The 25,765-nt window shown below is 41.1% G+C and carries 27 protein-coding genes; 7 read left to right on the top strand and 20 right to left on the bottom strand.

The genetic code is table 11. The features are described from left to right. Positions 1-219 precede the first annotated feature (219 nt). The 3 genes from MHI58_RS15175 to MHI58_RS15185 form a co-directional block, all read right to left on the bottom strand. Complete coding sequence (locus MHI58_RS15175) at positions 220-2,196, bottom strand: methyl-accepting chemotaxis protein (RefSeq protein ID WP_041507691.1); 1,977 nt, start codon at positions 2,194-2,196, stop codon at positions 220-222. A 177-nt stretch (positions 2,197-2,373) separates the two neighbouring features. Next, a complete protein-coding gene (locus tag MHI58_RS15180; RefSeq protein ID WP_045034534.1) occupies positions 2,374-4,362 on the bottom strand; it encodes a methyl-accepting chemotaxis protein in 1,989 nt (662 codons plus the stop codon). A gap of 126 nt (positions 4,363-4,488) precedes the next feature. Further along, positions 4,489-6,480, bottom strand: a complete 1,992-nt coding sequence (locus MHI58_RS15185) for a methyl-accepting chemotaxis protein (RefSeq protein ID WP_024719706.1) — start codon at positions 6,478-6,480, stop codon at positions 4,489-4,491. Positions 6,481-6,636: 156 nt separating this feature from the next. Here MHI58_RS15185 and MHI58_RS15190 point away from each other — a divergent pair, with 156 nt between their 5' ends. Continuing rightward, positions 6,637-7,377: a protein-glutamine gamma-glutamyltransferase gene (locus tag MHI58_RS15190; protein ID WP_008345763.1), complete on the top strand. Its 741-nt coding sequence runs from the start codon at positions 6,637-6,639 to the stop codon at positions 7,375-7,377. A 21-nt stretch (positions 7,378-7,398) separates the two neighbouring features. Here the strand turns inward: MHI58_RS15190 and MHI58_RS15195 are convergent, their stop codons facing one another. The 6 genes from MHI58_RS15195 to MHI58_RS15220 form a co-directional block, all read right to left on the bottom strand. Next, positions 7,399-7,647, bottom strand: a complete 249-nt coding sequence (locus tag MHI58_RS15195; RefSeq protein WP_041507693.1) for a hypothetical protein — start codon at positions 7,645-7,647, stop codon at positions 7,399-7,401. A gap of 24 nt (positions 7,648-7,671) precedes the next feature. Then, complete coding sequence (locus tag MHI58_RS15200) at positions 7,672-8,703, bottom strand: nitronate monooxygenase (RefSeq protein WP_041507694.1); 1,032 nt, start codon at positions 8,701-8,703, stop codon at positions 7,672-7,674. 15 nt (positions 8,704-8,718) lie between these two features. After that, the gene (locus tag MHI58_RS15205; RefSeq protein ID WP_041507695.1) at positions 8,719-9,120 is read right to left on the bottom strand and encodes a secondary thiamine-phosphate synthase enzyme YjbQ; all 402 of its coding nucleotides are present in this window, start codon (positions 9,118-9,120) and stop codon (positions 8,719-8,721) included. Positions 9,121-9,256: 136 nt separating this feature from the next. Continuing rightward, positions 9,257-10,549, bottom strand: a complete 1,293-nt coding sequence (locus tag MHI58_RS15210; protein WP_024719710.1) for a hemolysin family protein — start codon at positions 10,547-10,549, stop codon at positions 9,257-9,259. A gap of 48 nt (positions 10,550-10,597) precedes the next feature. Further along, the gene (locus MHI58_RS15215; protein ID WP_024719711.1) at positions 10,598-11,272 is read right to left on the bottom strand and encodes a zinc metallopeptidase; all 675 of its coding nucleotides are present in this window, start codon (positions 11,270-11,272) and stop codon (positions 10,598-10,600) included. 81 nt (positions 11,273-11,353) lie between these two features. Then, complete coding sequence (locus MHI58_RS15220; protein ID WP_008345775.1) at positions 11,354-11,578, bottom strand: hypothetical protein; 225 nt, start codon at positions 11,576-11,578, stop codon at positions 11,354-11,356. A 126-nt stretch (positions 11,579-11,704) separates the two neighbouring features. Here MHI58_RS15220 and MHI58_RS15225 point away from each other — a divergent pair, with 126 nt between their 5' ends. Beyond that, positions 11,705-12,691, top strand: coding sequence for a TrkA family potassium uptake protein (locus MHI58_RS15225; protein ID WP_041507696.1), 987 nt, complete (start codon positions 11,705-11,707; stop codon positions 12,689-12,691). Here MHI58_RS15225 and MHI58_RS15230 read toward each other — a convergent pair. The 5 genes from MHI58_RS15230 to MHI58_RS15250 all read right to left on the bottom strand — a co-directional run bounded on the left by MHI58_RS15230 (position 12,688) and on the right by MHI58_RS15250 (position 17,593). After that, positions 12,688-13,089 carry a YugN-like family protein gene (locus MHI58_RS15230; RefSeq protein ID WP_024719713.1) on the bottom strand — a complete coding sequence of 134 codons (402 nt, stop codon included), beginning with the start codon at positions 13,087-13,089 and terminating at the stop codon, positions 12,688-12,690. The genes MHI58_RS15225 and MHI58_RS15230 overlap by 4 nt on opposite strands. A gap of 29 nt (positions 13,090-13,118) precedes the next feature. Continuing rightward, positions 13,119-13,337, bottom strand: coding sequence for a spore germination protein (locus MHI58_RS15235; protein ID WP_024719714.1), 219 nt, complete (start codon positions 13,335-13,337; stop codon positions 13,119-13,121). A gap of 317 nt (positions 13,338-13,654) precedes the next feature. Beyond that, positions 13,655-15,010, bottom strand: a complete 1,356-nt coding sequence (locus MHI58_RS15240; RefSeq protein WP_024719715.1) for a glucose-6-phosphate isomerase — start codon at positions 15,008-15,010, stop codon at positions 13,655-13,657. Between the two features lie 126 nt (positions 15,011-15,136). After that, on the bottom strand, positions 15,137-16,309 hold the full coding sequence (locus tag MHI58_RS15245; RefSeq protein ID WP_039169723.1) for an iron-containing alcohol dehydrogenase: 1,173 nt from the start codon (positions 16,307-16,309) through the stop codon (positions 15,137-15,139). Between the two features lie 120 nt (positions 16,310-16,429). After that, positions 16,430-17,593, bottom strand: coding sequence for an iron-containing alcohol dehydrogenase (locus MHI58_RS15250; protein WP_017358962.1), 1,164 nt, complete (start codon positions 17,591-17,593; stop codon positions 16,430-16,432). A gap of 144 nt (positions 17,594-17,737) precedes the next feature. On the opposite strand from MHI58_RS15250, the gene MHI58_RS15255 reads away from it, so the two are divergent. Next, a complete protein-coding gene (locus MHI58_RS15255) occupies positions 17,738-17,974 on the top strand; it encodes a DUF378 domain-containing protein (protein ID WP_008345792.1) in 237 nt (78 codons plus the stop codon). A gap of 66 nt (positions 17,975-18,040) precedes the next feature. Here MHI58_RS15255 and yugI read toward each other — a convergent pair whose 3' ends face one another. From yugI to MHI58_RS15270, 3 genes are all read right to left on the bottom strand, one after another. Further along, complete coding sequence (yugI, locus tag MHI58_RS15260; protein WP_024719717.1) at positions 18,041-18,433, bottom strand: S1 domain-containing post-transcriptional regulator GSP13; 393 nt, start codon at positions 18,431-18,433, stop codon at positions 18,041-18,043. A 198-nt stretch (positions 18,434-18,631) separates the two neighbouring features. Beyond that, on the bottom strand, positions 18,632-19,825 hold the full coding sequence (locus MHI58_RS15265; RefSeq protein ID WP_039169726.1) for an aminotransferase: 1,194 nt from the start codon (positions 19,823-19,825) through the stop codon (positions 18,632-18,634). Next, entirely contained in the window at positions 19,826-20,326 is a 501-nt protein-coding gene (locus tag MHI58_RS15270; RefSeq protein WP_007500517.1) for an Lrp/AsnC family transcriptional regulator, read from the bottom strand. It lies immediately after the preceding gene. A gap of 178 nt (positions 20,327-20,504) precedes the next feature. Here MHI58_RS15270 and MHI58_RS15275 point away from each other — a divergent pair, with 178 nt between their 5' ends. Then, on the top strand, positions 20,505-21,329 hold the full coding sequence (locus MHI58_RS15275; protein WP_041507697.1) for an alpha/beta fold hydrolase: 825 nt from the start codon (positions 20,505-20,507) through the stop codon (positions 21,327-21,329). Here the strand turns inward: MHI58_RS15275 and MHI58_RS15280 are convergent. Beyond that, positions 21,326-21,586 (bottom strand): YugE family protein, encoded by a 261-nt coding sequence (locus MHI58_RS15280; protein ID WP_045034535.1) that lies wholly within the window; start codon positions 21,584-21,586, stop codon positions 21,326-21,328. The genes MHI58_RS15275 and MHI58_RS15280 overlap by 4 nt on opposite strands. An 83-nt stretch (positions 21,587-21,669) precedes the next feature. Here MHI58_RS15280 and MHI58_RS15285 point away from each other — a divergent pair, with 83 nt between their 5' ends. Both MHI58_RS15285 and MHI58_RS15290 read left to right on the top strand, forming a co-directional pair. Further along, positions 21,670-22,845 carry a MalY/PatB family protein gene (locus tag MHI58_RS15285; RefSeq protein ID WP_039169733.1) on the top strand — a complete coding sequence of 392 codons (1,176 nt, stop codon included), beginning with the start codon at positions 21,670-21,672 and terminating at the stop codon, positions 22,843-22,845. Positions 22,846-22,978: 133 nt separating this feature from the next. After that, positions 22,979-24,271 (top strand): HAMP domain-containing sensor histidine kinase, encoded by a 1,293-nt coding sequence (locus tag MHI58_RS15290; RefSeq protein ID WP_045034536.1) that lies wholly within the window; start codon positions 22,979-22,981, stop codon positions 24,269-24,271. On the opposite strand, the gene MHI58_RS15295 is transcribed toward MHI58_RS15290, so the two are convergent. Further along, on the bottom strand, positions 24,272-24,448 hold the full coding sequence (locus MHI58_RS15295) for a hypothetical protein (RefSeq protein ID WP_008345810.1): 177 nt from the start codon (positions 24,446-24,448) through the stop codon (positions 24,272-24,274). A 93-nt stretch (positions 24,449-24,541) separates the two neighbouring features. On the opposite strand from MHI58_RS15295, the gene MHI58_RS15300 reads away from it, so the two are divergent. Then, positions 24,542-24,934, top strand: a complete 393-nt coding sequence (locus MHI58_RS15300; protein ID WP_017358956.1) for a kinase-associated lipoprotein B — start codon at positions 24,542-24,544, stop codon at positions 24,932-24,934. Here the strand turns inward: MHI58_RS15300 and kapD are convergent. Then, positions 24,931-25,548, bottom strand: a complete 618-nt coding sequence (kapD, locus tag MHI58_RS15305; RefSeq protein WP_008345814.1) for a 3'-5' exonuclease KapD — start codon at positions 25,546-25,548, stop codon at positions 24,931-24,933. The two genes, MHI58_RS15300 and kapD, sit on opposite strands and share 4 nt — an antisense overlap. Positions 25,549-25,765: the final 217 nt, after the last annotated feature.

A 25,765-nucleotide genomic window follows, 5' to 3' on the forward strand; every position in this document is an offset into this window, starting at 1 on the left:
TTCCAGATTATTGACAAAGGGCTAAAATGAACTTTATTTTAGCCCTTTGTCTTCTTTTCAGCGTGATAGAAAACCTTTGCAGCCCTAGGAAGGACGAGTACTGGCGCGGAGCGAATTTGAATTCGTGAGCACCAGCACGCAGGACTGACACCGAATGCGAGGGTTTGTCTACACGCTGAAACCCCTAACGTCAAAACGTCAGGGGTTCTACTATGACTCTTATATTTTAAATTGTTTGATGAGCTCTCTCAGTTCTTCTGCCATTTGAGATAAAGTGGCGGAAGATGAGCTGATCTCTTCCATTGATGCCAGCTGTTCTTCTGCTGAAGCCGCAATATCTTGGAAACCTGCGGAACTTTCACGTGAAAGCTCTTTGATTTGATTGACTGCTTGTGAAATATCGTTTGAGCCATGAGAAAGTTCTTGGGCTGATCCGTTCATTTGTTTCATTTGTTCTGTCATTTCTGATGTCTTATGGGTGATTTTCTCAAAACTCACTTTCGTTTCATCTGTAATGTTTAATCCAGATTGCACTTCACCTGCTACTTGTCTAAACATCTTCTGCGACTTTTCAATTTCATCTACAATTTCGTTCGTTAGGCTTTCAATTTCTTTTGAAGAGCTGCCTGATTGCTCTGCCAGCTTGCGGACTTCTTCTGCGACCACAGAGAAGCCTCTTCCTGCCTCACCTGCACGTGCGGCTTCTATCGCTGCATTTAAAGCGAGGAGGTTCGTCTGATCTGCAATGCCGTTGATGACTCCAAGAATGCTTGTAATGTCCTTAGATTTCTGTTCTAGCCCTGCAATCACAAGCTCTGCTTCTTTCACTGCTTGTTCAATCGTTTGCATTTGACCTGCTGTTTTTTGAACGAGCTCTCCACCAGCCTGAGCGGTTTTGCTAGACTCGATAGATGATTCCATCATGTGAGAAGTCGTGTTGACCATATGTGATAAACTGCGATCCATGTCGTTTAGCTGGACAGAGCTTTTTTCAATCATCTCATTTTGATGTTCATTGCTGTTTGAGAACTGTTCAATAGATGAGGTAATATGCTCAGTTGCTTGGGCTGTCTGTCCTGCGCTAGCCGTTAATTCTTCAGATGAGGCAGCAACATTTTCAATTGAATTCTGGACGGCTTGAATGACTTGTTTCAGCTTTGCCGACATATCGTTAAAGCTCTGTGCAAGTTTGCCGATTTCATCATGTGTGCGCACCTCAATATGCTGGGTAAGATCCCCCTGACTGATTTTCTCAGCCGATTCAGAGAGCTCTATGAGTGGTTTTCGGATTGATTTAATAATAAAATAAATCGCGATTCCACCGATGACAATCGCAGCAGCTAGGATGATCATGGTTAAGTCAAGCACTGGCTGCGCGGCTTCTTTCACTTCGTTGACATACATTGTTCCCGCAAGCTTCCAGCCTGTCGCTTCATTTGTGTCATAAAACATTTGCTTCGGCTGTCCGTTGAATTCATATTCGAAACTGCCTTTTTTATTGTTATACATTTTTTCGATGAAATCGCCTGTCAGTTTCGTCCCGGCCTTTTCCGTTTTATGAGCAATGTAACGTTGGTCTGAGGTAGCGACAAACGCATAACCTTCCTGACCAATTTTGATGCTGTTTGTATCTTTCACAATTGTGTTCAATCGTACATTTATGCCGATAACACCAGAACCATCTGCTAACTGTTCTGATATTGTGATGAGCAGGTCATCTGATGACTTGTCTGTAAAAGGATCTGAAATGATGAGTTTGTCATCTCCCATTGATTGTTGAAACCATGGTTCATTTTTTGCGCTTTTGGCACTGCCTTTATGAATCTCGGAATATTCAGTTAGTTTACCATTCTGATCTGCAACAAATACTTCTACGACATCGTCGTCTGTTTCCGATAGTTGCTCTAATTTCACCTTAAGTAAATCCTTATTTTTAGAGGCCAGTTCCTTTTTTTTCACCGATTTAGATAAATAAGAAACAATATCAATTTTAGGCTGTACATCTTTATTGATCAGTTCATTTAATTGATTCACACCATTTGCAGCGCTAGACATAATCTCATCATTGAGAGACTTAGACGCCACTTCATAGGAAAATGCGGCCAACACAAGAATGGGCACTAGGAGAATCGCTAAGAATGCAGTAATTAATTTCTTTGACATCGTAAAGTGCTTAAAAAAGTTGATTTTTTTCATGACTCTACTCCTTTTGGTTTATGATTTGGGATCATCCCCCTCTATTCTTAGGTAATACGGATTATTTTTCAAGGTGTAATGTTCAAAAAACCACCAAAATAAGCATATTTACCTATTTCTTTCGATTTATTCACTTCAAAAAAAGAACCCCCTAGCTGGAGGTTCTTTTCATTTGGTTTATTCGACTTTAAATTTGCTAATCAAATCACGTAATTCTTCTGCCATTGAAGAAAGGGTGGCAGAGGATGAGCTGATCTCTTCCATTGATGCCAGCTGTTCTTCAGCTGAAGCGGCAATGTCTTGAATATTGGCGGAGCTTTCACGTGATACGTCTGCAATCTCACGGACAGCCTCAGAAACATGTGCAGATCCTTTTGACAACTGGACAACTGTTCGATTCATTGTTTGGAGCTGATCTGAGATTTCTTTGGTCATGTCGAAAATATTGTGGAAGCTGACTTTCGTTTGTTCAGTAAAGCTTAATCCTGATTGAACTTCTTGATTTACTGCTGTGAATACTTCTTGTGATACATCAATATCTTGAACGATTTCTTTGATTAAGTTTTCAATTTCTTTCGCTGAGTTGGCAGATTGAACAGCAAGTTTTCTTACTTCTTCTGCTACAACGGAGAAACCTCGACCAGATTCTCCAGCTCTTGCTGCCTCAATTGCTGCATTCAGCGCAAGTAAATTCGTTTGATCTGCGATGCCATTAATGACACCAAGAATCTGGGTAATATCTTTTGATTTGCTTTCTAGCGCACTGATGACATTCTCTGCTTTTTTCACTGATTGATCAATCACGTTCATTTGAGAAGCGGTTTTTTCTACTAGCTGTCCGCCTTCTCCTGCAATCTCTGTTGATTTGATGGATGAAGCGGTAATCGATTCAGCCGATTCATTCATGTGCTGAAGGCCTCTGTTCATTTCTTCTAACTCTTCTGAGCTTGATTCCACTTTATCATTCTGGCTTTCGTTACCAGTAGAGAATTGTTCAATGGCTAATGTAATATGCTCTGTTGCTTTACTTGTTTGTCCTGCGCTTGCGGTCAGTTCTTCTGATGAAGAAGCGACATTTTCAACGGAGGTTTGGACGGCACCAATGAGGGATCTTAATGAGTCAATCATCGTATTAAAGCCTTTACCAACTTGTCCTATTTCATCATCTGATTGAATCTGAAGTTTATCACGTAAATCACCTTCGCTGACCTTTTTCGAGAAACGGGCCAGATTGGATAATCTACTTGAAATAGAGCGGACAATAAAGAAGATGAGGGTTCCTGCTACGATCAGTGTCACACTGAACACAATAATGGCTGTATTGAATACCGGTTTAGCTGCTTCCTCTACTTCTGATACGAGCATCGTGCCGCCGATTTTCCAGCCGGTTAGTTCATTGGTGACATAAGCTACCTTTTTATCTGTTCCATTGAGTGTATAGCTGCCGTTTCCTTGTTTGTTTTTAAAAATAATGTTCGCCAAATTCTCATTGACTTTGCTTCCTGGCTTTTGGGTTGGATCTGCTAACACGGTTTTATCCTTCTCCATGATGAAAGCATATCCTTTTTGACCTATTTTGATTTCTTTTAGCTTTTGAATGAGGCTGTCAATTTCCATATCAAGACCAATCACCCCTGAGCCATCTTTCGTTTTTTGGGCAATGGTGATGACCATTTTACCTGTAGATGCTGCGACATATGGCTTCGTGATGACTTGTTTACCATCAGCACTCATGGCCTCTTGATACCATGGACGCTCTCGCGGGTCATAGCCTTCAGGCATTTTTTGAACTGGGTATTGCATGAACAAACCCTTTTCTGAACCTGCATAAATGGCTGAGACATCTTTTTCATTAATTTTTCCATATTGCTGCAATTCTTTAATGGTAGCTTTTCTATTTTTTTCTTGAAGATTAGCCGCCTTGAGATCATCTGTAAACAGGGTCACAGCCTCTGCCTTGTTCCCAATATTCTCATCGATTAAGGTATCAAATGCATTGACCTGACTCATCGCACTGCCCATAATCTGTTTGTCTAACTCTGTCTTTGATGTGAAAAACGCACTAATGGTCAGTGCAACTGTTGGCAGTATAAGGACTACCAAAAAGGCAATAACTAATTTTTTAGAAATGGATGGTTTTTTGAACCATTGGATCATTTTTCCCATTTTCTCTTTCCCCCTTTACTTCTCTAAAGTTATTATCGGATGAAAGGTTTATTTTTAGAGGGCTGGAAATGACGTTTAAAAATAAAAAAAATACCCAGACAATTCTGGATATTTTTTCATCGTTTTTTAATCAATTTTAAATTGACTTGTCAGCTCTTTTAATTCCTCAGCCATATTGGCAAGTGTGACAGAAGAGGACGAAATTTCTTCCATAGATGCCAATTGTTCTTCAGCAGATGCCGCAATATCTTGAATGTTCGCCGCACTTTCTCTTGAAACTTGACGCATCTCTTGCATGGCTTGTGATACAAGTTTTGATCCGCTTGATAGGTCAACCGCTGTATCATTTAATTGAGTGAGTTTTTTCGACATACCTTCTGCCGCCTCATAGATGTTTTGGAAGCTTTCTTTTGCTTCTTCTGTCATCCCAAGTCCTGCATTTACTTCTCGGTTAACAGCTTTGAACATCTCTTGAGATTTGGAAATTTCCAACACAATTTCTTGGATCAGCTTTTCAATTTCTTTCGCTGAATCTGCAGATTGGACCGCTAGTTTTCTGACTTCCTCTGCTACGACAGAGAAACCGCGCCCTGATTCACCTGCTCTTGCTGCTTCTATGGCTGCATTGAGTGCAAGTAAATTCGTTTGATCTGCGATGCCATTAATGACATTTAAAATGCTCGTAATATCTTTAGATTTGTATTCTAATTCTTTCATGACTTGTTCGGCTTCTTGTACAGATGTATCGATATGTTTCATTTGATTCGCTGTGCTTTCAACGATACGTCCGCCTTGTCCAGCCGCTTCTGTCGATTGAATGGAGACAGCAGTCACTTCTGATGAAGTTTGTGACATACCTTGTAATCCTTCATTCATTGCGACAAGCTGATTCGTGCTAGATTCGACTTTCTCATTTTGTGCTTCATTCCCATTTGAGAATTGTTCAATCGACATGGTGATATGCTCTGTCGCCTGACTTGTTTGGCTGGCACTAGCAGTCAGCTCTTCTGAAGCTGAAGCTACATTGTCGACAGATTGCTGGACCGCTCGGATAACTTCACGCAAAGATTCACTCATCTTACTAAAGCTTCTTGTGAGGTCTCCTATTTCATCCTTCGATTTGGTTTCGAGGGTTTCCGTTAGATCCCCTTCACTCACCTTTTCTGAGAAATCAACAAGCCTTCTAAGTCCAATTGTGATGGAGCGAACGATAAAGAAGATCGCAATACCGCCAAGGATAAAAGAAGAAATTAAAAGAATAATGGCAGAATTCCAAACTGGCTGTGCTGCTTCTTCTGTTTCTGATACAAACATCGTTCCAGCAATTTTCCAACCTGTTAAATCATTTGTTACAAAAACGAGACGTTTTTGCTCTCCTTTATTCTCATAAGTTGATGTTCCTTCTTTGCTGCTGTAAAGGATTGATGAAATATTTTCAGTCACTGCAGATCCTGATTTTTCTTCTGGATGAGCGACAATCTGTTTATTTTTATTTGCAATAATTGGATATCCTTCTCGTCCAATTTTAATATCTTTGATTTTATCGACGATATCCTGAACATCAATATCAATCCCAATGGCTCCCGATCCGTCCTTTAGACGCTGAGCGATTGTGACAACCATGCCGTTTGTTGTGGCAGAGATGTATGGATTGGTGACCACAGGTTCACCTTTTTCGTCCTGCATCGCCGCTTTATACCAGTCACGAGTTGTTGGATCATAGCCTTTTGGCATGTCCACTTTAGGGAACTGAATAAAGTCACGATTTTTACTTGCTGCATAAAACCCAACCACATCATCTTCATTGATTTTACTGTATATCTCAAAATGCTCATACAGTTCGTCCTGGTTTTTCTTTTTAAAGTCTGCAGCACTGGATGTTTCGGTAAACAGTTTGACTGCGTTCTCCTTATTCAAAAGCTTTTGCTCAATCATGTCATTCAGCTCATTGACTCTTGCGTTTGCTCCGTACATGATTTCATGATCTAATTCTTCTTTGGCAATCTGATATGAAATCGTACTGAGTGTAATGATAGGCAAGACGAGAACAAGTGTGAATGAAATAATCAGCCTTTTAGAAATCGATGGTTTTTTCAACCATTTTATGATACTTTTCATGTTTTTCCTCCTTTTAAACGTTATGTTTTATATCGGACAGCTTCATATTATTTTCATGTTTTTCAAATAAAAAGGATGACTTTTTGTTTATTTTCACAAATTGATTCCTTGCCCAAGCATCCCGCATACGCTAATACAAAAGGGGGCGTTTTTCATATGATTATCCTTTCAGGACAGCCAGTGACAAATGAGCAGCTGGCATCGTTTCAGCTAGAAGGACAAAAGCGGATCATTTTGATGCAGTTACAAGCCTCAAATGATACGTTCCGTTATAGGCAGGCATCTGATTTGTTATTTGAGGTGACTTTAAGATCGAATATCATGAATGCGGCAAGAGATTTGAATAAGAGCGGTGCCTCATTTGCTATCTTTCAAAGGTCCCGTGCGAATGACGCCTATTGGCGTGTATCAGAGGCCGGAGCGTTAGAACTGCGCTATCAAGTCGAGCCATCTACAGGGATTAAAGACATCTTTGAAAATGGCTCAAAATATGCCTTTGAATGTGCCACAGCGATTGTCATTGTGTTTTATATGGGAGTCTTGCAAACGGTAGGAGACGAGAAGTTCAATCGAAGACTTAGAAGTTTAACACTGTATGACTGGCACTATGATACATTGTCCATTTATACAGAGCGCGGAAATGATTTTATTTATGGGGATTGCCTATATTTCGAGAATCCAGAGTTTAGCTATCAACAGTCTCAATGGCGCGGAGAAAATGTGATTTACTTAGGGGAAGATCAATATTATGGGCATGGGCTTGGGATCTTAACAGCTGCAGAGATTATCGATAAATTAAATGCCAGAAGACGGCCAGGGGCGGTTCAGTCCGCTTATTTACTGCCGCAGACTACTAGGATGGATGTTATTTATCTCAGGCAAATGTTTGGCAGCTAAAAAAGGCCTCTTGTCTATAGGTTATGACAAGGGGCCTTTGTATGCCTTGCGTTTTCGGTAATCATGGAGCGTGCCAAGCATTGCGTTTGCTAGGATTTCCATTTCTTCTAGATGGTTTCTTGTGACTGGAGGGTCGTGCTGATTCCATTTCACATAACGAACAAAATAGTAATGACGAATGGGGGTAAGAACGGCAGGGGAGTGCGGAAAATCATCAAATAGAAATTCAATTTGTCCTTTTTTCCGATATGAATGTTTTAAGATTTCCATCCTGTCACACCACCCATCATCAAATTATATCTGCGTGAGTTCATGCATGATCTCTTCAACGGTTAAAATGGAATGAATACGGCCAACCCCCTGACCTGCCCAAAGAGCCATTTGTTCTGGGTTTCCTGCAGCAGCTGCCGCTTTTCGCATCGGTGTTGTCCATACATGCTGTATAGGATAGGGAAGAACCCGGTCTTCATTTCGTCTTTCTTCCTCCATCCACTGATTGACAATACCTCTGGCTTTTTTTCCAGAGAAAAGCCGTGTCATCGCTGTTTCACTGCCTTCTGCCTGTAACAGCGCCTTTTTGTACACATCTGCCGCAGCACTTTCTTGACTCGCTAAAAATCGTGTCCCTATTTGAACCGCACCTGCTCCAAGTGCTAGTGCAGCTTTCATAGTGGTCCTGTCTGTGATACCTCCAGCGGCAATCAATGGGATATGACAGACAGACCTGACATCACTGATCAGGCAGAAAAGTCCCTGCTGAGCATCTCCCTTTGAAGGTAAAAAGGTGCCTCGATGCCCTCCTGCTTCGCTTCCTTGTAGAACAATGGCATTCATTCCTTTTTCTTCCAAAAGCAGTGCTTCTTTTTTTGTTGTAGCTGTTCCGATGAGAAAGATCCCCTTTTGTTTCAGGTGATGAATTGTTTGTTCGTTTGGACAGGCAAATGTAAACGACACAGCTGGGACTTCTTCTTCTTGAAGAATGTTGATTTTTTCTTCATAGTCCTTCCATAATTCTTCTTCGCTAGGGATTATCTGTGCTTCTGGTATGACAGGCAGCCGATCTGTCCAAAATGATACATCTTCTGTTTTCGTTTCTGAAATGGGTTCAGGGACAAACACATTCACTTGAAATGGACGAGATGTCAGCTGTTTGACCTGTCTGATTTGCTGCCTCATCTTTTCAGGCTGTACATAACCACTTGCTAAGCTGCCGAGACCGCCATATTGTGAAACAGCGGCGACAAGCTGCGGCGTCACCGCTCCTCCTGCCATTGGTGCTTGAATGATGCCATGTTCAATTTGAAGTAACGCTGTGAATTCTCCCATCTTCTCCCCCCGCCCTTACTCGTTAGATGACACCTGTACATAAAAGTGACGATGTCTCGGTCCGTCAAACTCACAAAAATAGATTCCCTGCCACGTTCCAAGCACAAGATCACCATGATGGACAAGAACATGCTGAGATGCTCCCATATAACTAGCTTTCATATGCGCTGCTGTATTGCCTTCCATATGACGATCTTTTGGATGTTCCCATGGAAAGACTTCGTCAAGCCGGCGCAGCATATCTCGTTTGACGTCTGGGTCGGCATTTTCATTAATGGTGATTCCAGCCGTCGTATGTGGACAATAGACCATAACCGTTCCGTTTTGAATCCCAGTTTCCCGGACATATTGCTGAACTTCATGGGTAATGTCTATCATGTCAGCGTGTTTGTCTGTTTGTACGTTGATTTTTTTCATTTCACTGGCTCCTTTTGATCATGTCTATAAAACCATACCCTTTTTATGTGAAATCAATCACTGCCGGTTGGCAGAAACAAATCTTCTTACCTAAAGTTTACCAAGCAAAAAAACCTCGTCAATAGCTCCGAGGTTTTTAGGAAAAGTGAACCTTTTTTACTTCTATGGTTCGAATATGATGATCTTCTGCATCGACAATTTTAAATTCACAGCCTTCTGCTTCAATGATATCTCCAATGTCAAAATCAATTTTATGCGTCATCATCCAGCCGGCAATTGTATCAACATCATCATTTTCAATCGCTAAATCCAATAAATCATTTACTTCATCGATCAAGGCTTTTCCATCCATGACATAGTGGAAGTCACCTTTTTTCACAATATGCGGGGTTTCATCTTGATCATATTCATCTCGAATCTCACCCACAATTTCTTCTAATATGTCTTCAACTGTGACGAGACCTGCTGTTCCGCCGTATTCATCTACAAGCACCGACATATGAATCCGTTCCTTTTGCATCAAAATCAGCAGTTCTTGAATCGGTGTACTTTCAATGACACGAATGACAGGGCGCATTAAGTCTTCAATGGACACCTCTTGATTGAGAAAACTTGCTTTAAATACGTCTTTGCTATTGATCACACCAATGACATGATCTTTGTCTTCTTTAATGACAGGATAACGTGTATACCTTTCGTTCAGCATATAATGCGTCACGTCTTCCAGGCTCTGTTCAATTTCAATGGCAGAGATTTCTGTGCGCGGGATCATGATCTCTCTCGCCACTCGGTTATCAAATTCAAATATTTTATTGACATATTTGTATTCAGATTGGTTGATCTCGCCCTTTTCGTAGCTTTCAGACAGGATGAGACGCAATTCTTCCTCACTGATCGCCACTTCATGTTCTTTGACAGAATGAAAACCAAATAATTTCACAATGCCTCGTGCAGCCCCATTTAATGCTTTAATAAACGGGTACATGACTTTATAGAAAAAAATAAGAGGTTTTGCCGTCACAAGACTGACAGCTTCTGCCTTTTGAATGGCAATCGTTTTGGGAGCAAGTTCCCCAACGACAACATGCAAAAACGTAATGATCACAAAGGCAATGATAAACGATATGATGTCTGTCAAAGCGGAATGAAGCCCTGCCTTTTCAAAAAGCGGATGCAGGAAATGTTCCACTGTTGGCTCCCCTAACCACCCTAAGCCTAATGCCGTGATGGTAATGCCAAGCTGACAGGCAGATAAATATTCATCAAGGTTGGTTGTCAGTTTTTGAACATGAATGGCTCTCTTATCACCGCTTTCAATCAGCTGATTGATTTTTGAGCCTCTAATTTTCACAATCGCAAATTCAGTGACAACAAAAAATGCTGTCGCAGCAATGAGTAATAGGACTAAAAATACGTTTAAAATATACAAAAAAACCCTTACCTAACACGGGTAAGGGCTCACCTCCTCTGGCGTCAATTAATCATTACGGCCATTTAGGAAGATCATTACAAAACGGAGCAATTCAAACAGGGAGACAAGGGCCGCTGCTACGTACGTAAGAGCTGCGGCATTTAACACCTTGTTCACGCCTCTTTCTTCACTGCTTCTAATGATTCCTTCTGAAACAATGATATTCTTTGCACGAGAACTTGCGTTAAACTCAACAGGCAATGTCACTAGCTGAAAGAACACAGCAGCTGAGAACAGAACGATCCCAAGCCCGATTAAGTTAAGGCTGCCGAGCAATAATCCACCTAGGAAAAGAAGCGGGGCAACACCAGATGCAAAGTTCACGACAGGGAAGATCTTATGTCTCAAGACAAGCGCACCATAGGATTCCTGATGCTGCAAGGCATGTCCAACCTCGTGTGATGCGACTGAAATGGCCGAAATAGAATGGCCATAATACACTGGTTCAGATAAACGAACCACACGCTGCGTCGGGTCGTAATGATCAGTCAAAGTTCCTCTTACCGGTTCAACGGGTACATCGTATAACCCGTTGCGATCTAAAATATATCGAGCGGTTTCAGCACCTGTTTTCATACTGGCAGCTTCAACCTTTGAATACTTTTCAAAATTATTCTTTACTTTAAATTGTGCCCAAAAAGACAATCCCAATGCGGCAAATGTTAAAAAATAAAAAAACAGCATGCTCATCAGCTTCCTTTTTATTTTATATATTTATTTACAATTTTAATGACTTTTATGTAACGTGTACAGCAAAAAGCACTAGGTCTTTTTAAGGGGAATCACTACACCAATGAAAAAGAAGAACATTCCGATGCATGCTGTATAAAATGTCACCGTTCCATATAGGTCTTGAAAAAAACGAAGCCACGAGAAATCGTTCATAAAATGGTTCACCGCATTTAAATCAAACACGAGTAAAATCACCGCAGATGATAAAAAGTGTGCGCCGATAAAAAGAAGTACGGTCTTTTGAACAAACGACATTCGCATTCCCTCCTTCTTCTCTCTTATTTTAAGATATGGGTTCTGTTTCAATACATGACGATGATGAAAAATTGTTTCCTAATCGGGCATACTGACATTAGCAGTCTCCCTGAAAGGACGAGTTCGATGAAATCAAACCGTATCTTCATTGCCTGGCTAAGATGGCCTCTTTATGTTCGCATTGCGATCATCATCTGTTTCTTGCTTCTCTTTTTTGGACAATTAATCGTCATACTTGAACCAAAGCAGTATCATACGATCTTTGATGGGATCTGGTGGGCTCTCATTACAGTTGCGACGGTAGGCTATGGTGATTTTGTGCCGCAAACCATGCCCGGACAAATCGCAGGTATGGCGCTGATTCTGATCGGGGCAAGCTTTGTCACGGCTTATTTTGCCACACTCGCTGCCGCTGTGTTCAGTAAGCAGCACCATTATGTAGAAGGAAAGGTCGCTTTTAAGGGGAAAGGACATGTCATTATCGTTGGCTGGAATGAGAAAACGAACAAACTGCTTCAATCGTTTCAAACCATTGATCCCGCCATGCCGATTGTACTCATTGATGATTCCTTAAAGGAAGGACCTCTTTTAGAGAATGTCCATTTTATTAAAGGCCATGGTACAGAGGATGCCACACTTCGCAGAGCAAATATTATGAGTGCTGATACATTGATGATTACCGCCGACCAGCATGAAAATGAAGTGACGGCTGATATGCAGAGTGTCTTAACCTTGCTTGCGGCAAAAGGATTAAACCCTTCGTTATATTGTTTAATTGAAATTTTAACCGATCGCTATGTGAAAAATGCTGAGCGGGCTGGCGCCAATCAAGTCATCCATACTTCTGATGCCGTGAATCATTTAATGGTGGAGCATTTTCTTTTAAAAGAACAGCTCATGGCGTTAAAAATCAAAAGAAACATGACCCTCCATAAACAGATCACCATCATTCCAGTACCGGCTTCATTAGCTGGAGAGACATTCTTAACGGCACTTCATCACTTTTTAGAGCATCATGTGATCATTGTAGGCGTACAAAAAAAAGAAGGACCCATGATGAATCCTCCTTTTGGATATGAGCTTCATCCAGAGGATGAGCTGATCAGCTTTTAAAGCAGTACATCTTCTAATTCTTTGACGAGTGAAAAGCCAATTTCGGCATAAGCCTTTGACACATCTCCGTCTTTCTCTTTCGGTTCTTGGAATTGGTTAAAAGATGCCCCTACATTTCCAACCATCGCATGGTCATCTAATTTATCTTGATAGACATGCTTTAAGAGAAATGGATGTCCCATTTTCACCACAACGCCTGGCTGATCCAGCTGTCCTTTCTCGGCTGTAAACGGAACTCTGAGAAAGGTATAGCCGTCACGGTTGTCAATTTTATAATCAAAATATCCATGATCATAATCCCAATTCCCATTAATGACATATCCGAGCGGCTTCATATTTTCTTCTAAATGGTACAGTGAAAAGCTTTCACCAGTCAGCCTAGATGGTACATGAATCATACAGAACCCTCCTTTTTGTATAGGGTTCGTTAAAGAGAGGAATTCATACATTTACCTTTCGTGATTTGCACATTGTTTGTAAAAGCAGCATCAAATAAGCTTTGGCTGGATGATGCATTTGTCTCGTTCACACTGCCCGCTCCTGATGTCTCTTTCGTAGCACTCATTGGACAAATCCGCCCAACATTCCCAAAGTTAACGATGGCCTGCCCGGAAATGTCATGGATATAAATATGATTTGTTCTCATCGCTTCATCAACCTCCTCCATTGATTATTCTATGTACAGAGCTTAGGGAGGCTTGCACTGACACCATGAGAACATAAAAAAAGGCACACCTTATGCAAAGATGTGCCTTAGCGTGTAGACAAACCCTCGCATTCGTTGTCAGTCCTGCGCACTGGTGCTCACGAATGTCAAATTCGCTCCGCTCCAGTGCTCGTCCTTCCTAGACTTCAAAGGTTTTCTATCACGCTAAAAAGAAGACAAAGGGCTAAAATACAGTTCATTTTAGCCCTTTGTCAACAATCTGAGGCACATCTTATGAAAAGATGTGCCTTTTATTCTTATGATTGTTTGAGACGGCTCTCAAGTTCTGCCTTTTTCTCTTCGAAGCCCGGTTTTCCTAATAAAGCAAACATGTTCACTTTATACGCTTCTACTCCAGGCTGGTCGAATGGATTGACGCCTAGTAAATACCCAGACATCGCACATGCTTTTTCAAAGAAGTACACGAGATATCCGAATGTATAAGCATCCATTTCAGGAATTGTCACAATCAGGTTCGGTACTTTTCCATCCGTATGAGCAAGCATTGTGCCTTCAAATGCTTTTTTATTGACGAAATCAACCGTTTTTCCTGCAAGATAGTTTAACCCATCAAGGTCTTGTTCTTCTGCTTCGATGACAAGTTCATGTCGTGGCTTGTCTACATTCACGATGGTTTCAAACAAGTCTCTTCTTCCTTCTTGTACATATTGACCAAGTGAATGAAGATCCGTTGAGAAGTTCGCAGATGAAGGATAGATTCCTTTTTCATCTTTCCCTTCACTTTCGCCGAATAACTGCTTCCACCACTCCGCAAAGTACTGTAAGCCTGGCTCATAGTTAATCAGCATTTCAATTGTCCGTCCTTTATTGTAAAGAACATTACGGACAACCGCATATTGATAAGCCGCATTTTCTGAGAGCTCAGATGATGCGAAGTCTTCACTTGCTTTCGCAGCACCTTCCATCATTTGATCAATGTCTGCACCGCTTACAGCGATTGGCAATAGACCAACTGCTGTTAAAACGGAATAGCGTCCGCCGACGTCATCAGGGATGATAAATGATTCATAGCCTTCTTCAGTTGCTAATGTTTTGAGTGCCCCGCGTGCCTTGTCAGTTGTCGCATAGATGCGTTTTTTCGCTTCTTCAGCACCATATTTTTCGATAAGGAGCTTTTTAAAGATACGGAACGCAATGGCTGGCTCTGTAGTTGTACCAGATTTTGAAATCACGTTAATGGAGAAATCGGCATCTTCTAGCAGATCCATTACATCTGTTAAATAAGAAGAACTGATGTTGTTTCCAATAAAGATGATTTGCGGTGTTTTGCGTTTGCCTTTTGGCAAACTATTATAGAAAGAATGGTTTAAAAACTCAATGGCCGCACGTGCGCCAAGATAAGAACCACCAATTCCAACAACGAGTAATACATCAGAATCAGATTTAATCTTTTCTGCACTTTTTTTAATGCGGGCAAATTCTTCGCGATCATATTGCTTCGGTAAGTCAACCCAGCCTAAATAATCACTGCCAGTACCCGTTTGTTCATGAATATTATGATGGGCCACCTTCACAAAATCTTTTAAATATGTAAGCTCATGTTCTTGAAAGAAAGGTAACGCTTTCGAGTAGTCAAATTGAATATGTGTCATCGCTTGTAAGCCCTCCATTACGTTAGTTCTGTCCCTTTCACTTTAGCGGAACTAGCTATTGAAATCAAGTGATCGTCATTGGTACAGCAAAAAGCCGCTCCTCATGAAGAGAAGCGGCCATCCAAATTATAGAGAAGCTTTCAAAATCGCTAAAATGTCATCACGGCCAAGTTTCATAAAGTTACCAAAACCACCATATTCCATTTCTTTTGCTGCGATATCAGCAATTTTGTCCAGTTGATCTTCACCAATATCATAATCCGCTAAACGACTCGGTGCACCGAGGCTTGTCCAGAAGGCTGACAGCTTGTCGATTCCTTCTAATGCGATGTCACGATCCGATTTTCCTTCTGTCTCAATGTCAAACATGTTCAACATGAGGTTTTTAAAACGTTCGACATTATGATCAAGTGTATGACGCATCCAGTTTGGGAAGAGGATCGCAAGTCCACCTGCATGCGGAATGTCATAGACTGCTGATACTGCATGCTCAATCGTATGTGATGCCCAGTCGCCAAAATAGCCCATTTGCAGCGTGCCATTTAAAGCAATTGTTCCTGCATAAAGGATGGTTTCACGGTGCTCATAGTTTTGTAAGTCTTCAAGTAGCTTTGGTGCTGTCTCGATGACTGTTTGAAGAACAGCAAAACACATCCGATCTTGTAGAGGCGTGTTTTTGACATTATGGAAGTATTGTTCAAACACATGGCTCATCATATCAACCATGCCATACACCGTTTGATTCTCTGGCACAGAATATGTGTGCTCAGGATCTAAAATTGAAAAAGCAGGGTGCGTGACTGAACTGCCCCACACGTACTTTTCATTTGTTTCCCAGTTCGTGATCACAGAATCCGGGTTCATTTCTGAGCCTGTCGCTGCAAGTGTCAATACTGTGCCAAATGGCAGTGCTTTTTGAGCGGTCGTTTTCTTTGAAATAATATCCCATACATCCCCGTCATATTCAGCTCCAGCTGCAATGGCTTTTGTACAGTCGATGACACTTCCCCCACCAACTGCTAATAAGAAATCAATGTTCTCATTTTGGCAAATGTCGATCCCTTTTTGCACTGTAGTGAGACGAGGGTTCGGTTCAACTCCTGACAGTTCAAATACGTCAGCCTCTGCTTCATTTAAAGCACTGATGACCTTATCATAAAGACCATTTTTCTTAATACTGCCTCCACCATATACAAGAAGCACTCGCTTTCCATAACGAGCGAGTTCGCTTTTTAGTCCGTCTAGTTGTCCTTTTCCAAACATCAATTTCGTTGGATTATAGTAAATAAAGTTTTCCATCTGTTCTACATCTCCTTAAAACATTTATATCCAAAAACATGAAAGACTACTGTAACATATGTACATGCAGAACTCAAAAAAAGATAACTGCTTAAAAGCAGCTATCTTTTCCATGTTCGATTATAAAGAAGCATTTAATATAGCTAGAACATCTTCTTTGTTCAGCTTTTTAAATTGGCCAAATTCACCACGTGCCATTGCACGGTCTGCAATCAGATCAATTTTCTCATCGTTGATGTCATAGTCAGCTAAACGGTTTGGTGCGCCTAGACTTGTCCAGAAAGCAGAAAGTTTTTCGATTCCTTCTAAGCCAACTTCTTCGTCTGTTTTGCCCGCAGGATCTACATCGAATACACGCACTGCTAATTGCTTGAAGCGACCTGGGTTTTCTTGAATGACATGCTTCATCCAGTTCGGGAACAAGATCGCAAGTCCGCCTGCATGCGGGATGTCATACACCGCGGATACCGCATGCTCAATATTGTGAGATGCCCAGTCTCCGCGTGCGCCCATTGAAAGCATTCCATTCAGTGCAATGGTGCCTGTGAATAAAATCGTTTCACGAAGCTCATAGTTTTCCAAATCATTGATCAGCTTTGGTGCTGTTTCAATGACCGTACGAAGAAGTCCTTCACACATACGATCTTGGTAAGGTGTATTCTCCGTGTGATGGAAATATTGTTCAAACACGTGAGACATCATGTCGACCATGCCATAAATCGTATGGTTTTTTGGCACAGTAAATGTATTGACTGGATCAAGAATAGAGAATTTAGGGAAGACAGCTGGACTGCCCCATCCATATTTCTCATTTGTTTCCCAGTTTGTGATGACGGAGCCAGAGTTCATTTCAGAACCTGTCGCGGCAAGTGTTAGTACTGTACCAAATGGGATGGCTTCCATTGGGACGTGCTTACGAGTGACGATATCCCAAGCATCTCCATCGTATTTCGCACCAGCTGCGATCGCTTTGGTTGCGTCAATGACACTACCGCCGCCGACTGCTAAAATAAAATCAATTTGGTTCTCTTTGCAAAGCTCAACCCCTTTTCTAACCGTTGTTAAGCGCGGGTTTGGCTCAACACCAGCAAGCTCAGTGATTGCAGCTCCTGATTCTTTTAAAATGCTGACAACTTGGTCATAAAGGCCATTTCGTTTAATGCTGCCTCCACCATATACAAGCAATACGTTTTTTCCGTAGTGTTTTAGTTCATCTGAAAGGGCTGATACTTCTCCCTTTCCAAAAATTAATTTCGTTGGGTTCCAATAAGTAAATCGATCCATGTGATCTCCTCCTCGCGCTACATTATGCGCTTCTTTCATTCCAAAAGTAAAGTAATTTGCTTTCATCCATTTTCTTACGCATAGTTTGGCTAAAAATCTGCAAAATATAAATGTATTGATACTGTAGCGAAAGGAGGAATCACGATGAGTGCTATTCAGCGTATTGCCCTCGTGCTCACGATTATCGGTGCTATTAACTGGGGACTAATCGGCTTTTTTCAATTTGACTTAGTAGCAGCGATCTTTGGCGGTCAAGGTGCTGCATTATCACGTATTATTTATGGTCTTGTTGGAATTGCAGGTCTTGTCAATCTTGGTCTGTTGTTCAAACCTAGTGAAGAAGCTGTCCGCCGTGACGAGCCAAATCCAGAGGTCCGCTAATGAAAAAGACATAAAAAAAGACTGCCTATGAGGCAGCCTAAGGCACCGTTTGAAGCGGTGCTTTTTTTATTTCTTGATAAGGTCTTTACGGTTAGATTGTTCAATCCACTCTTCAAGTTTATCTTTCAGTGTATTGAAACCTTGTGGTGCAGCAGCTTCTTCTTTCGCTTGCTGTGGTCTTTGTTTCTTTGGTTTGCTTTCTTTTCTTTCAGGTGCATCTTGTGTCGCACGGATAGAAAGGCTGATTTTACCTGCATTTTCATCAACAGAAAGAACTTTTACTTGTACTTCGTCACCAATTGAAAGGTGCTCGTTGATGTCTTTTACAAAGCCATGTGTTACTTCAGAAATATGCACAAGTCCTTGAGTTTCTTCATCTAATGCAACAAACGCACCATACGCTTGTAATCCTGTTACTTTACCAGTGTAAACACTGCCTACTTCAAACTTTGTCGCCATGATAACAACTCCTAAATAAATGTTTTAATATTCGTTTATACGCAATTAAAAACTATATCACAGAACGCTCTTTTACGCAAAATATTTTTTAATTGGGTTTAGATCAGTTTAAAAGGGGGAATACCTGAAAACAAGAATGCTTTCTAGTATTCCCCCCTAATTTGAGAGGCATGAGTCCAGATGGATTGATGCCTTTTTTTATTTTAAGATAGCAGGTGCTTCTTCTTTCACTTGTCTATTCTGTAAAAAACGCTGGATTCTTGAAAGAGATTCCTGCAAGTGATCGAGTGACGACGCATATGAACAACGAATATGTCCTTCACCACTTGGACCGAATACATTTCCAGGGACAACCGCTACTTTCTCGCTAAGTAGCAGCTCCTCGGCAAATTGTTCTGAAGTCATGCCTGTGCTTTTAATGGACGGGAAAGCGTAAAACGCTCCGTTTGGCTGGTGGCAAGTGAGTCCAAGTTCATTGAGAGAGCCGACAAACAAATTACGGCGCCTTCTGTAGCTTTTCTTCATTTTCTCCACATCTTCAAGTCCATTTTTTAATGCTTCTTCTGCGGCATATTGTGCCATAGCTGGTGCACACATCATAGAATATTGATGTATTTTCAGCATGGCATCACGGAGGACTGGCGGTGCTGCCACATAGCCTAAGCGCCAGCCCGTCATAGCGAACCCTTTGGAAAAACCTGAAATCAAAATCGTTCTTTCCTTCATATCTTGAATCGCCGCCACACTCGTAAAAGCTTCATCGTACGTCAGCTCTGCATAAATCTCATCCGTGATAATTAAAAGATCATGCTCCTTTGCAAACTGAGCAATATCTTCAAGCTCTTCTTTCGAGTAAACAGACCCTGTTGGGTTTGATGGAGAGCATAGCAAGATGGCTTTTGTTTTCGGCGTCAGCTTCGTACGAAGATCAGCAGAATCGGCTTTAAAATCTTTTTCAGCCGATGTACTTAAATAAACCGGTACACCGCCCGCAAGTGTCGTCAGAGCCCCATATGCGACGAAACAAGGCTCTGGGATGATTACTTCGTCCCCGTTGTTTAAAATGGCGCGAAAGGCCAAATCAAGCGCCTGGCTGCCGCCAACGGTAATAATGAGTTCTTCTTCAGGACTGTACTCAATGTGAAACCGCTTATATAAATAATGACTCAATTCTTTTCGCAAAGAGAGCAGCCCAGCATTTGCTGTATAAGAGGTCAGTCCTTGCTCTAAAGACATAATACTGGCTTCTCTCACATTCCAAGCTGTCACGAAATCCGGTTCGCCGACCCCGAGGGAGATAACCCCTTCCATTGTGGCTGCCAAATCAAAGAATTTCCGAATACCTGACGGCTGAATGCTTTGTACCGTTTCAGATAAATAAGACTTTTTCATTTAAGGAGACACCACGATTCTTTTGTCATCGTCCCCTGTTTCAAAGACTTTCCCATCATGCTTATATCTTTTCAAAATAAAGTGGGTAGTGGTTGAAACAACAGAATCAAGTGTCGATAATTTTTCAGATACGAAGCGGGCGATATCAGACATGGATCTTCCTCTGATCACAACAGATAAATCATACACGCCTGACATTAAATACACGGACTCCACTTCTTGGAACCTGTAAATGCGTTCAGCAATTTCATCAAAACCGACGCCTCTTTTTGGGGTCACTTTCACATCAATCATCGCTGTAACGCCTTCGTGTCCGTCTACTTTTCGCCAGTCAATCATGGTCGAATAATCAATAATGACTTTTTGATCTTCAAGCTTTTGAATAATGGCTTCTGCTTCTTCTGATGTCACACCTGCCATTTTTGCAATTGTATTTAAATCGGCGCGGCTGTTTTCATCTAAAATCTCTAATATTTCAGTTTCTTTTTCGGTTAGTTTCATTGATTTCACACCTCTGATTGTAAAAAGCTAGTTTTAAAAAATCTTCTGAACATTATAGCACGTTTTTCCCATTATGCTAAGCAGGGAAAAGATTCTAATCGTAGCTTAAAATCCACTTTTTAGGGTACAATACAGTCACCTAACAGAGAGTGAGTATCAAATATCGGAGTTGATGAGTGTGGACATTGTACAGCCATCCTATATGAAAAGTAAATTCGGTTTAGATATCTATTACGAACACTATCCAAATGAAGGTAAGAAGACATTGATTTTGATTCACGGCCTTTTCTCATCTACCTTCAGCTATCGAAAGCTCATCCCGCTTCTGAAACAAGACTTCAATTTAATTGCGATTGATCTGCCTCCATTCGGGCAGTCCGAAAAATCAAATACGTTCATTTACAGCTATCGCAACATGGCAAAAATCATCATTGAACTAGCTAGTTATTTGCAGATTCAGCATGCGATCCTCGTGGGGCATTCCATGGGGGGACAAATAGCTTTATATGCTGCCTCTGAGCGTCCCGACCTATTTGAAAAAGCCGTTCTTTTATGCAGTTCAGGGTATATGAATAAATCCAAAAAGTCGCTTGTTTACAGCACATATATTCCTTATTTTTATCTCTATTTAAAAAGAAAGTTGTTCAAGCAAGGTATTATGAAAAATTTAACCGCTGTTGTGCATGATCATTCGATTATTGATCAAGAGATGGTAGACGGATATTTAAAGCCTTTTTCAGATGACCAAATTTTCAGAGGTATTTTTCGTTTGATTCGGCACAGGGAAGGCGATTTAGCGTCAGATGTCTTAAAGAAAATGGAGACACCTGTCCTGCTGATTTGGGGGGAGGAAGACCGGATCGTTCCTATTCAAATTGGCGAAAGACTGCACAAAGATCTGCCGCATTCAACCTTTCACGCATTAAAAAAAACCGGGCACCTCATCCCTGAGGAAAATCCGGTCTTTGTGTCTGATCAAATTGGTCATTTCAGCCTGTCTTAAAACGAGCAGGAGCTACCTTCTCTTATGACAAAAAGCTGATTTGCGATATGCTGACAGCTTTCCATCGGAAGAAGCTGATCAAATGAGTGATGGTAAATGGCTTGAATGTCTTTCGCGAAAGATAACGGGTCTTCTGCGTCGTATAAGGCACTGATGACGTCAGCAGGCTCCGTTTCGTAAAAGTCCTCTCCATACTGAAAAGGGTCCCATGCCTTAATGATTTGAATCATCTCTTCTACAGCTTGACTATCTTTCATGGGGATCACCGCTTATAATAAATTTTGTGATGTTTATTTTAGCACAACCAAGAGTGGTTGAAAAACGGCTAGAGGTGGGTTTCATGAATTTCGACGAACAGATCATACGTAAAGGTTCAAAATCAGTCAAATGGGATCAAGCAGAGTCTTTGTTCCTGACAACAGATGCGCTGCCAATGTGGGTCGCAGATATGGATTTTAAAGCGCCGCAAGTCGTGCTTGATGCTTTAAAAGAACGATTAGATCATGGTGTATTCGGCTATGCATTTCAGGATCAGGAAACGCAGCAAGCAGTAGCTGACTGGCTTAAAAGAAGACACGGTTGGACGATACAAACAGATGCCGTCACCTTCACACCAGGTATCGTGACAGCACTTAGTTTTGCGGTACAAGCCTTTACAGCTCCGAATGATGAAGTGGTCATTCAGTCACCGGTGTATACGCCCTTCTATCAAATGATTGAAAGAAATGGACGTATCGTCTCAACCAATCCTTTAAAAATAGAAAACAACCGTTACATGATGGATTTTGATGATTTAGAGAAAAAATTAAGCAGACCAGAAGCAAAGCTGATGTTTCTTTGTCATCCGCATAATCCTTCAGGGAGAGCTTGGTCAAAAGAGGAATTAAAGCGTGTAGGAGATCTATGTGTACAGTACGGTGTCACCGTCGTGTCAGATGAAATTCATTCCGATCTGATGCTTTACGGACAGCCGCATGTGCCTTTTGCCAGCCTTTCTGATGAGATAGCTAACATCACGGTAACGTGTATTGCACCGAGTAAAACATTTAATTTAGCTGGTCTTCAGGCATCTGCCATTATCATTTCTGATGAAGAAAAAAGAACCCTTTTCACCAATGAATTGCAAAGAAATGGATTGTCCAAACTGAATGCCTTTGCGATTCCTGCCATGGAGGCGGCCTATCGCCACGGTGATGAGTGGCTGGATTCACTTGTTCTTTACCTCGAAAATAATATGAAGATCGCAATGGATTATATTGATGAATATCTGCCGAGCATGCGTTATATGAAACCAGATGCTTCTTATCTATTGTGGCTGGATATTCGTGATTATGAGCTCACTCAAGCAGAATTGAAACGTAATCTGCTGAAAAAGGGCAAGGTCATACTAGAGCTCGGAAACGTATATGGGCACGAAGGAGACGGCTTTATTCGAATGAATCTAGGCTGTCCTGCCGGAACAGTAAAAGAAGGTCTGAAGCGCCTTCATCAAGCATTCACTCTATCATCCGAATAAAACCATTTCTATCAAAAGAACATCCTAACGGGTGTTCTTTTTAAAGAAAAAAACCCTCCTATTATCATATCTACTTTGTACATGAAATGGTATAATGAGAGGAATTACAATTATTTACGAGGAGAGCATTTAAATGGAAATGTTCAAGGATTTTCTGCTCCATGTATCTTTTATTCTATTTCCAATCTTTTTATATCATGCACTATGGCTAAGCCGGACCCCTGTTCATTTCCCTAAAACGAATAAACTGCTCATCACCATATTTGCATCCATTTCATCAGCACTATGTATTATGTATCCAGTTGGTTCGATTTTAGATTTGCAGACTGGGCTTCAATCGATTCCCCTTGTACTGGCTATTTTATACGGGGGATATACCGCCGGAATCGTCGCTATCTTGGTTAGTTCAACCGTAAAGTTCGTGATGTATGGCTCTTTTTTATGGGTTGGATTGATTGTTGTACCGATTTACTTTTTCATTCCTTTCCTGCTTTACCGGAAATGGCGCCAATATTCTAAGCAGAGAAAGCTGTTATACGGAGTCATGATTGCGTTATCAAAAGGGATGTTTATTTACATTGGACTGCTTGTGGTCAGCTTAATAGAGTACAGCCCTGCATTCATTATGCAACAAAAGCTGCTCGAATTATTTTTCTCAACTCTTTACTACATATTCTTTCTTGTGCTGAGTATTTATTCCATTGAGTTTGTGAAAGAGAATGCGCAAATGAGAACACAGCTTGTCCAATCAGAGAAACTGACGATTGTGAGTGAACTTGCAGCAAGTGTCGCCCATGAAGTCCGCAATCCACTGACGGTGGTGAGAGGATTTATCCAACTGCTCTTTTCAAGTGACAATACAAAAGAGCCGTCAACCAATAAAGATTATAAAAATCTCGTTTTATCTGAACTTGACCGTGCGCAGGATATTATTACGAGCTATCTTGATATTGCGAAACAAAATTATTATCAAATTGAGTCTCTCAATTTATCTAAATTACTTGAAGAGTGTGCATCGCTGATGACATCCTATGCGAATTTTAAGTCGGTCACGATTCATCAATCGATTGAACCAGACTTATACATCCAAGGTGATGAAACGAAAATCAAACAAGTCATGATTAATTTAATCAAAAATGCAATCGAAGCAGCGCCCGAACACGAAGGTAAAATCGAACTATTTGCTTCAAAAGAAAATCATCGAATCTGCCTTTATTTCGTTGATAACGGTGTAGGCATGTCAGAAAGCCAAATGAAAAAGCTTGGTGAACCCTATTACACATTGAAAAATAAAGGAACAGGGCTTGGGTTGACAGTGACATTTTCCATCATTGAAAATCATCATGGAACCATTCGTTTCAAAAGCTCATTGCAGTCTGGTACAACAGTCACCGTGAAGTTTCCTGAAGATACAAGAAGAAAATGATCAATCCATTTTTTTTGTCCTTTTTTCATCGATCTGCTCCTGCTTCTTAGAAGCACGAACGATTAGACGAAAGCAAATAAATGCAGCAGCAAAGAAAAGCACCGTCGTGATTGCCGCAGGGATATACTCCCTTTTATCTTCAGGAAAATACAGTAGAAAGAATATGATGAACGACATGTTCCGCTCTTCCCCCTTTTGCTCGTTTACTTCACTATATTGGCTAAAAGAAAGGAAATACCTTCTTATGCGAAGGAAATGGAGGAATTTCATGTGACAGACATTCAGATTGGACAAATCGTGAAAGGTTTTTACAAAACAGGTGTTTACATTGGGGAAGTGACAGCCGTTAAACCATCTACTTATCTCGTTCAAGTAAAAGCGGTTTTAACACACCCCACTCAAGGTGACCTGCATCATCCAAAAGAAGCGGACGTACCTTTTTTTCAGGAAAGACGGGCTTTGGCCTTTAGGGAACAGACGAACATCCCTCATCATATGGTCAAGCCTTATGATGGCGACATCCCTGATTATCAAGTATCACTGAAAGACGCCGTAGACAAATTGAAAAAAGGGCTCAGTGCGGATGATTCCAAGTGGGCTGAAAAATCAAGAGCGTGCCTCTCTTCTCTTGAAAAAGATTATTTTCCAGAAGACGCCCGCTAATCTGCCGAATCAAAAAAGTGAGAGAAGTCAATGAGTTCACCAATTTTGGTTGTTTGCGGATTTTCCACATAGGATCGATCTTTTTCAAAAAGGGTGAACAGCTGATAAGTGGTCATGGCATCATCGAGTGCTTTATGATGCTTACCAGCTCCTTCACTGCCGTACTCCTTAGCTGCTTTCCGAAGTCCTGTGAGTGTTCTATCCCCAAAAAAGGTTTTATATTCAAAAGCCAGATCCCTTTGATTCCCCTTAAAAGGAAAACCAATATGATTGAGCATACAGTTTTGCTTCAGTACCTTCATGTCCATATTTCCCCATGTGATAATCTCACAGTCTTCTCCCCCATCGAGTGACACGAGCTTCTCGATAAACGCCTCAAAAGAAATCCCGCTTTCTACATCCTGCTGCGTAATGCCAAGGAACGATTTACAGCGCTTTGTCAGCTTCGGGAACTTTTTCGGTTTGACATAGCTTGAGAATGTGTCTATGATCGTTTCATTTGATGCTTTGACGACACCGGCCTCAATGATTTCCGGGAAAAAATTTTGCGGATGATATTTCCCATCAGGCATCGTAAATTCAAAATCGACCACAAGCAGCGTCTTCTGTTCCATCAGTCTCACCCCACTTTCTCGTCTGTTTTCCATCCTGCTACTATTATATTAAGACGGACTTTGAAATCACTTCATTTTCGTGAAAATAATGCAGATTCACTATGCCCAACCTATTCATCAGATGAAAGATCGTTTATTTTCCTTTATAATTATTAAGGAACACGAAATAAATAAAGAAGGTGGTCTTTATCACAAACAGGAAGAAAAACTTGTACAT

The organism is Bacillus sp. FSL K6-2869 (assembly GCF_040869405.1).
Taxonomy (GTDB): domain Bacteria; phylum Bacillota; class Bacilli; order Bacillales; family Bacillaceae; genus Bacillus; species Bacillus altitudinis.

What these genes read in the sequence shown, in the direction of transcription:
- yugI (WP_024719717.1), bottom strand. Translation starts at nt 18,433, where the DNA reads ATGGCGACAAAGTTTGAAGTAGGCAGTGTTTACACTGGTAAAGTAACA.
- MHI58_RS15280 (WP_045034535.1), bottom strand. Translation starts at nt 21,586, where the DNA reads ATGAAAGATAGTCAAGCTGTAGAAGAGATGATTCAAATCATTAAGGCA.
- MHI58_RS15295 (WP_008345810.1), bottom strand. Translation starts at nt 24,448, where the DNA reads ATGTCGTTCATCATATTCTTTCTACTGTATTTTCCTGAAGATAAAAGG.
- MHI58_RS15235 (WP_024719714.1), bottom strand. Translation starts at nt 13,337, where the DNA reads ATGAGAACAAATCATATTTATATCCATGACATTTCCGGGCAGGCCATC.
- kapD (WP_008345814.1), bottom strand. Translation starts at nt 25,548, where the DNA reads ATGGAACAGAAGACGCTGCTTGTGGTCGATTTTGAATTTACGATGCCT.
- MHI58_RS15290 (WP_045034536.1), top strand. Translation starts at nt 22,979, where the DNA reads ATGGAAATGTTCAAGGATTTTCTGCTCCATGTATCTTTTATTCTATTT.
- MHI58_RS15240 (WP_024719715.1), bottom strand. Translation starts at nt 15,010, where the DNA reads ATGACACATATTCAATTTGACTACTCGAAAGCGTTACCTTTCTTTCAA.
- MHI58_RS15225 (WP_041507696.1), top strand. Translation starts at nt 11,705, where the DNA reads ATGAAATCAAACCGTATCTTCATTGCCTGGCTAAGATGGCCTCTTTAT.
- MHI58_RS15245 (WP_039169723.1), bottom strand. Translation starts at nt 16,309, where the DNA reads ATGGAAAACTTTATTTACTATAATCCAACGAAATTGATGTTTGGAAAA.
- MHI58_RS15205 (WP_041507695.1), bottom strand. Translation starts at nt 9,120, where the DNA reads ATGAAAAAAATCAACGTACAAACAGACAAACACGCTGACATGATAGAC.
- MHI58_RS15285 (WP_039169733.1), top strand. Translation starts at nt 21,670, where the DNA reads ATGAATTTCGACGAACAGATCATACGTAAAGGTTCAAAATCAGTCAAA.
- MHI58_RS15270 (WP_007500517.1), bottom strand. Translation starts at nt 20,326, where the DNA reads ATGAAACTAACCGAAAAAGAAACTGAAATATTAGAGATTTTAGATGAA.
- MHI58_RS15195 (WP_041507693.1), bottom strand. Translation starts at nt 7,647, where the DNA reads ATGGAAATCTTAAAACATTCATATCGGAAAAAAGGACAAATTGAATTT.
- MHI58_RS15180 (WP_045034534.1), bottom strand. Translation starts at nt 4,362, where the DNA reads ATGGGAAAAATGATCCAATGGTTCAAAAAACCATCCATTTCTAAAAAA.
- MHI58_RS15250 (WP_017358962.1), bottom strand. Translation starts at nt 17,593, where the DNA reads ATGGATCGATTTACTTATTGGAACCCAACGAAATTAATTTTTGGAAAG.
- MHI58_RS15190 (WP_008345763.1), top strand. Translation starts at nt 6,637, where the DNA reads ATGATTATCCTTTCAGGACAGCCAGTGACAAATGAGCAGCTGGCATCG.
- MHI58_RS15175 (WP_041507691.1), bottom strand. Translation starts at nt 2,196, where the DNA reads ATGAAAAAAATCAACTTTTTTAAGCACTTTACGATGTCAAAGAAATTA.
- MHI58_RS15230 (WP_024719713.1), bottom strand. Translation starts at nt 13,089, where the DNA reads ATGATTCATGTACCATCTAGGCTGACTGGTGAAAGCTTTTCACTGTAC.
- MHI58_RS15255 (WP_008345792.1), top strand. Translation starts at nt 17,738, where the DNA reads ATGAGTGCTATTCAGCGTATTGCCCTCGTGCTCACGATTATCGGTGCT.
- MHI58_RS15220 (WP_008345775.1), bottom strand. Translation starts at nt 11,578, where the DNA reads ATGTCGTTTGTTCAAAAGACCGTACTTCTTTTTATCGGCGCACACTTT.
- MHI58_RS15200 (WP_041507694.1), bottom strand. Translation starts at nt 8,703, where the DNA reads ATGGGAGAATTCACAGCGTTACTTCAAATTGAACATGGCATCATTCAA.
- MHI58_RS15265 (WP_039169726.1), bottom strand. Translation starts at nt 19,825, where the DNA reads ATGAAAAAGTCTTATTTATCTGAAACGGTACAAAGCATTCAGCCGTCA.
- MHI58_RS15185 (WP_024719706.1), bottom strand. Translation starts at nt 6,480, where the DNA reads ATGAAAAGTATCATAAAATGGTTGAAAAAACCATCGATTTCTAAAAGG.